The 5,749-nt window shown below is 64.9% G+C and carries 3 protein-coding genes; 1 reads left to right on the forward strand and 2 read right to left on the reverse strand.

All coding sequences use genetic code 11. From position 1 onward, the window contains the following. Nucleotides 1-1,436, reverse strand: a 1,436-nt coding sequence (locus EOA27_RS18885; protein ID WP_145970409.1) for a glycosyltransferase family 39 protein, incomplete at its 3' end; no start/stop codon positions are given. A gap of 284 nt (nt 1,437-1,720) precedes the next feature. Here EOA27_RS18885 and tyrS point away from each other — a divergent pair. After that, on the forward strand, nt 1,721-2,974 hold the full coding sequence (gene tyrS / locus EOA27_RS18890; protein WP_126082462.1) for a tyrosine--tRNA ligase: 1,254 nt from the start codon (nt 1,721-1,723) through the stop codon (nt 2,972-2,974). Between the two features lie 79 nt (nt 2,975-3,053). On the opposite strand, the gene EOA27_RS18895 is transcribed toward tyrS, so the two are convergent. Continuing rightward, nucleotides 3,054-5,749 (reverse strand): DUF3971 domain-containing protein (locus tag EOA27_RS18895; protein WP_127256884.1); only part of this gene is annotated, 2,696 nt, incomplete at its 5' end.

A 5,749-nucleotide genomic window follows, 5' to 3' on the forward strand; every position in this document is an offset into this window, starting at 1 on the left:
GTCTTGGTGCCGACCAGGAAGACCAGGCTCGGCTCCTGGAATTTCGCCGAGGCGAGCACGGTGGTCTCGCAAAGGCGGTTGGCGTCGACCGCGGTCTTGATCGCGGGGCTAAGCCAGATCGGCTTCAGCGACGGCGCGATGACGCCGAACAGCAGGCTGAAGGTGATCCCGGCGCCGACCGCGATCGCGGCGATGCGGCCAAGCGGCACCTGCAACTGCCTGGGGAAAGCGAGATAGCCGGTGACAAGAGCGGCGATCGCCGCCGGTATGCTCCACCAGGAGAAGGTCTTGGCGAGATAGAGCGGCGCGCCAAGGCAGACCACCGCAAGACCGATCGCCACCACGGCAAGGCCGAAAGCCGTCGCCCACCACAGCCATGTCTGCCAGCGCTTCAGCGGCGCGTTGGCCTGGTCCGCCGGGAGCGTGAGCAGCCAGCCGATCAAGAGCGCCATGCCCGGATAGGCCGGCATCACATAATGCGGCAGCTTGGTCGGGATCGCCTCGAACACCAGCCAGAACGGGATGTACCAGGCCAGGCAGAAGCGCAGGCGCGGATCGTCCCAGAACCGGTTGATCGCCTGCAGCCCGGCGCCGACCGCGATCAGCCCGAACGGCCACATGAACAGCGAGTAGGTGAGCATATAGAAGCCGGGCGGCAGGCCGTGCGATTCCTCGCCCTGCGCCACCTTGTTCAGCATGTCCTTGCCGACCGCCTCCTGGAAGAAGGCGCCGCCGCTCTTCCAGGTGATGAGGATCAGCCATGGCAGCACGATCACGAGCACGATCGCGACGCCGCGCACCAGCTTCATCTTCGTGAGCCAGCGCCAGTCGCGGTCGAAGGCAATAAGCGCCGCGGCCGTGAGCAGCGACAAGAGTGGCGAAACCGGGCCCTTGATCAGGATGCCCAACCCTTGCGCGATCCAGAATATCCACGGCAGATGCCCGGGTACCGACTCGTTGCGCTTGGCCGCCATATAGACCTGGGCCAACGCGCCCTGCGCGATCACACAGCAGGCGAGAAGCATCGCGTCGGTCTTGGCGTCGCGTCCCTCGAAGGCGGTGGCGAAGATCGCCGCCATCATCAGGCCGGCAGCGAGCCCGGCATTGGCGCCGAAGAGCTTTGTCCCGGTCCAGCCGATGCCGACGACCGCGATCGCGATGCCCAGCATCGAGACCAGGCGATAGACCCAGATCGGCGCCGCCGCCCCCTCGCCGCTCAGCGCCACCGCCGCCGACTGCAGCCAATAGATGCCGATCGGCTTCTTGTAGCGCGTGACGTCCTGCAGGCGTATGTCGACATAGTCACCCGTCTCGACCATCTGCTTGGTCGCCTGGACGAAGCGGGATTCGTCGCGGTCCACCGGCGGCAGGCTGGCCAGCCCGCTGACGGTCATGACGATGCTGAACAGAAAGAGGAGAATGTAGTTCCTGTTCATCGCGGGAGCTCGTCCGATCTGAAACTGCGGGATGGCCCCGTCGCCGCATGGCGCCTGTATTTGCGCGGCGCTTCATTACGCCAGCAAAATGGGTGAGGCAAGGACAGCGGTGCCGCACGGGACCGGACGCAAAACCGGAACCACTTTTGCTGATCGCTGGATTGCCCAGTTGAACCGCGATCGGACGCAAAACCGGAAACCACTTTTGCTGATCGCGCTTGGATGCTAAACGCGCGCCTTCATATCAAGCATGGCCAAGTGCCCGGCGACCTCAGGAAGAACAAATGTCCGCCTTCAAATCCGATTTCCTGCGCATCATGAGCGAGCGCGGTTTCATCCACCAGATTTCGGACGAATCCGCCCTCGACCAGCTTTTCGCCAAGGAAACGGTAAGCGCCTATATCGGCTTCGACGCCACCGCCCGGAGTCTGCATGCGGGATCGCTGATCCAGATCATGATGCTGCATTGGCTGCAGCAGACCGGCCACCGTCCGATCGCGCTGATGGGCGGCGGCACCTCGATGATCGGCGACCCGTCCTTCAAGGACGAAGCGCGCAAGCTGCTCACCCCGCAGGACATCGAGGACAATCTCGTCGGCATCCGCCGCAATTTCGCGCCTTACCTGAAGTTCGGCAACGGCCCCGGCGACGCAGTCATGGTCAACAACGCCGACTGGCTGATGGAGATCAACTACGTCAACTTCCTGCGCGACGTCGGCCGGCACTTCTCCGTCAACCGCATGCTCGCCTTCGATAGCGTGAAGCTCAGGCTCGACCGCGAGCAGTCGCTGTCCTTCCTTGAGTTCAACTACATGATCCTGCAGGCCTACGACTTCGTCGAGCTCTACAAGCGCGTCGGCTGCCGGCTGCAGATGGGCGGCTCGGACCAGTGGGGCAACATCGTCAACGGCATCGACCTCGGCCACCGCATGGAGGGCGTACAGCTCTTCGCCATGACCACGCCGCTGCTCACCACCTCGTCCGGCGCCAAGATGGGCAAGTCGGCCTCGGGCGCAGTCTGGCTCGACGGCGACATGCTGAGCCCCTACGAATTCTGGCAGTACTGGCGCAACACCGAGGACGCCGATGTCGGCCGCTTCTTGAAGCTTTACACCACGCTGCCGCTGGACGAGGTGGCGCGGCTGGAAAAGCTCGGCGGCTCGGAAATCAATGAGGCGAAGAAAATCCTCGCCACCGAGATCACGGCCATGCTGCACGGCCGCGAGGCGGCCGAGATGGCAAGCGAGACAGCGCGCAAGACCTTCGAGGAAGGCACGCTCGCCGACACGCTGCCCAGCGTCGAAGTCGCCAAATCGGACCTCGAAGCCGGGATCGGCATCCTGGCGCTGTTCGTAACAGCTGGGCTGGCCGGCTCGAACGGCGAAGCGCGCCGGCATATCCAGGGCGGCGCGGTGCGCATCAACGATCAGCCCTTGACCGACGACCGGCGCATCGTCACGTCCCTGGACCTCGGCCCGGAAGGCGTGGTGAAGCTCTCGCTCGGCAAGAAGAAACACGTGCTGGTGCGGCCGATCTGATCGGCCGCGCCTTCTCGATCGCCGTCCTTCCCGATCGCCGTCCTTCCAGAAAACCGGAGGCCGCTTTTCGGGATCAAGGTTACCTATATTCGAAGATCGAGCGGAATATACCCGGCGCCACCACCGACAGCGGATTGACGTTGAGGGTCGGCTTGTTGGCATTGCCGCGCAGGCGGTAGGTGACGCCAATCAGGCCACGGTCGCGTCCGTTGCCAAGGAGCGGCCCGAACAGCGGCAATTCGCCGAAGATCCGGTTCAGCCTGTAGACCGGCATGAAGGTGCCGGTCATGTCCATGTTGTTGTTCGGATCATAGAGCGTTCCCTGGAAGGTCGTGCCGATACGTGGACCGCGCAGCAGGCCGTTCGCCAGCCTCAGATAGCCGGACCCCTTGTCGATCTCGGCGAAGCCGCGCTCGAACTGCACCCTGGACGTATCGATATTGCCCTTGACGGCCTCGTTCAGGCTGCGCGTATCGCCGGCCGGCGTGGTCGATACGATCGAGGCCAGCTTGGGCTCGTTGACGACATAGAAGTTGCGGGCATCCACCTGTCCCTTCATCGGCCCGTCGGCGGCGCCCGAGAGCGAGAGCGTGATCGCGCCGCCTTCCATATGCTCGTAGACGTTGAGGAAACGCAGGATCGCGCCGGCGTCGGCCGACTTCACCCTGAGCACCCGGCCGCCTTCGCTGGTGGTGTTGTTGATCGTGATCGGGGCGCCCGAGCTTGCCGCGGCGGTGACGTTGAGCCCGTTCAGGTGCGATCCGGCCGCGCTGTATTCGAGCTTCAGATTGGAAAGCACCTCGTCGTGGAAACCGGTCAGCGATGCCACATCGGCGCTCACCGAGATCGCGTCGCTGCCGGCACCCTTGGTGGCGGTGTCGACATCGGAGGTGAACTGCTTGATCAGCGAGCGGGCGTCGAGCGACGCGCCGCTGACGTCGACCGCGTAGCTCTTACCGGCGCGCTTGACCGAAACGGCAACGTCGTCGCCTCGGTTCAACGCAACCTTGCTGAAGCGGGCCGCGGACAACGCGCCATTGACCAGCGTCACATTGCCGTCGATCGAAAAGCTTTTTCCGTCGAGAGCGAAATCCGACAGCGTGGTTGTGCTGCCAGACTTCGCCATGTTGAATGCGACCTTGGCCGGAATGCCGGCGCCCTTGCTCCACCCCGCCCAAGGAATGTCGAGCCTGGCATTGGTCAGGTCCGCCGAGACCTGCTGGGCGTCTTCGCCGCTCTTGTCGATCGCCACCTTGATGGTTCCCGAAAGCAGGTCCGACAGCCCAGGCATGCTGGCGTTGCGCGTCTTGTCGTCGAGGATCAGCGTGACCTTGAGGCTGCGCGCCGGCCCGTCATCGGCGAGCGGTTCGACCAGATCGAGCTCAGCCGGAATGCCGTTGAGCTTGGCCTCCGCCGAAATCACCGCCTGCTTTGGCCCCACTGTTATCGAGCCGTCCGCCTCGGTAACGGTCTGGTCTTCGAACGACTTGGCGAGCGACAGGTCCTGATAGTCGAGGGAAACCAGCCAATCGAGCTTCGAGGTGTCCATGCCCCTCGTCAGCGGAATGTCTGCCCTGACGTGGCCGGTAACGGTGCCGGACAGGTCCTCGGGCGCTAGCCCGACATGGCGCATGGCGTTGATCGGCTCGTAGGAGGCAAGCTCGGCGATCGCCGGCGCCTCACCCGCGACGTCGATGTCGAGTCCGCCGACCACGATCGGTCGATTGGCGTTCTTGATCGTCAGCGTCCCGCCGCTTGCCGCCACGGTGCGCCCGCTCGGCATGTAGACGCTGCCCGATGAGAGCGCGATGTCGACATCGTTGCCGTGGAACGCGACGACACCGACGGCGTCGCGGACCGGCGGGATGCGCCCGGCGGTATCGAAGCGCGAGCCTTCGATCTGGAAACGGCCGAACACTTCGTCGCCGGTAAGCGGCACGCCGTTGCCCAGGCGGCCCGGCACCACCTGGAACTGCAGGTTGGCGTCGGTCACCGTACCGCCGAACAGGTTGCCCAGCACCCAAAGCCGCGCATTGCGGGCCGAAAACCATGGCCACAATTGCTTCACATGCGAGACCGGCATGTCGTGAACGTTGAGCGACAGCGACACGCCCGGAGGACCGTTGTCGACGAAGGCGACGGTGGCCGCGCCCAGCACTTCGCCCGATCCGCCGGACCGGACGCCGATCTGCTCGGCGACGAGCTTTCGGCTCTTCGGCTGATAGACGCCTGCGATACGGGCCAGGAACTGAAGCGCCGGTTCGGGCGATTCCGAGGGCGCCAGCGTCGAGCCGTCGCTGGTCAGGTCGTAGCGGTATGCGGGCTCCTCCCCGGCGGCTGCCGGCTTCGGCCCAATCGACCCGGCAAAGTCGAAGCTGGAGCGACCGTTCTTGATCAGCAGCCGGTCGACCGAGATCTTGTTCGAGCCGGCCATCAGCGTGGCATCGGCATCGACGTCGAGAGGCAGCAGCCCGCGTTCGTCCAGGTCGAGCACAGAACCGGTGAGCGAGAGCGAGGCCGCCAGCCGCGACGGGCTGTCGCCCGACGCTTCCGAGCCCGAAAGCTGCAGCGCGATCGAACCCAGTCTGGCGCCATCGGCCGCGGGGGCAGCCTCGGTCGAACCACCCTCGCCGGAGGTGCCCGCGCCTTCTATCTCGATGTTGGCATCCAGCGAGGCGATCCGCCTTGCCGTCGCATCGCGGGTCGCGGTTGCGGTCAAAGTCGCGTGCCGGCCGTCGACATCGGCATCGTAGGAGAACTGCATGCGCCCGGTAC

The sequence above is a fragment of the Mesorhizobium sp. M2A.F.Ca.ET.037.01.1.1 genome (genome assembly GCF_003998075.1).
Taxonomy (GTDB): domain Bacteria; phylum Pseudomonadota; class Alphaproteobacteria; order Rhizobiales; family Rhizobiaceae; genus Mesorhizobium.

What these genes read in the sequence shown, in the direction of transcription:
- tyrS (WP_126082462.1), top strand. Translation starts at nt 1,721, where the DNA reads ATGTCCGCCTTCAAATCCGATTTCCTGCGCATCATGAGCGAGCGCGGT.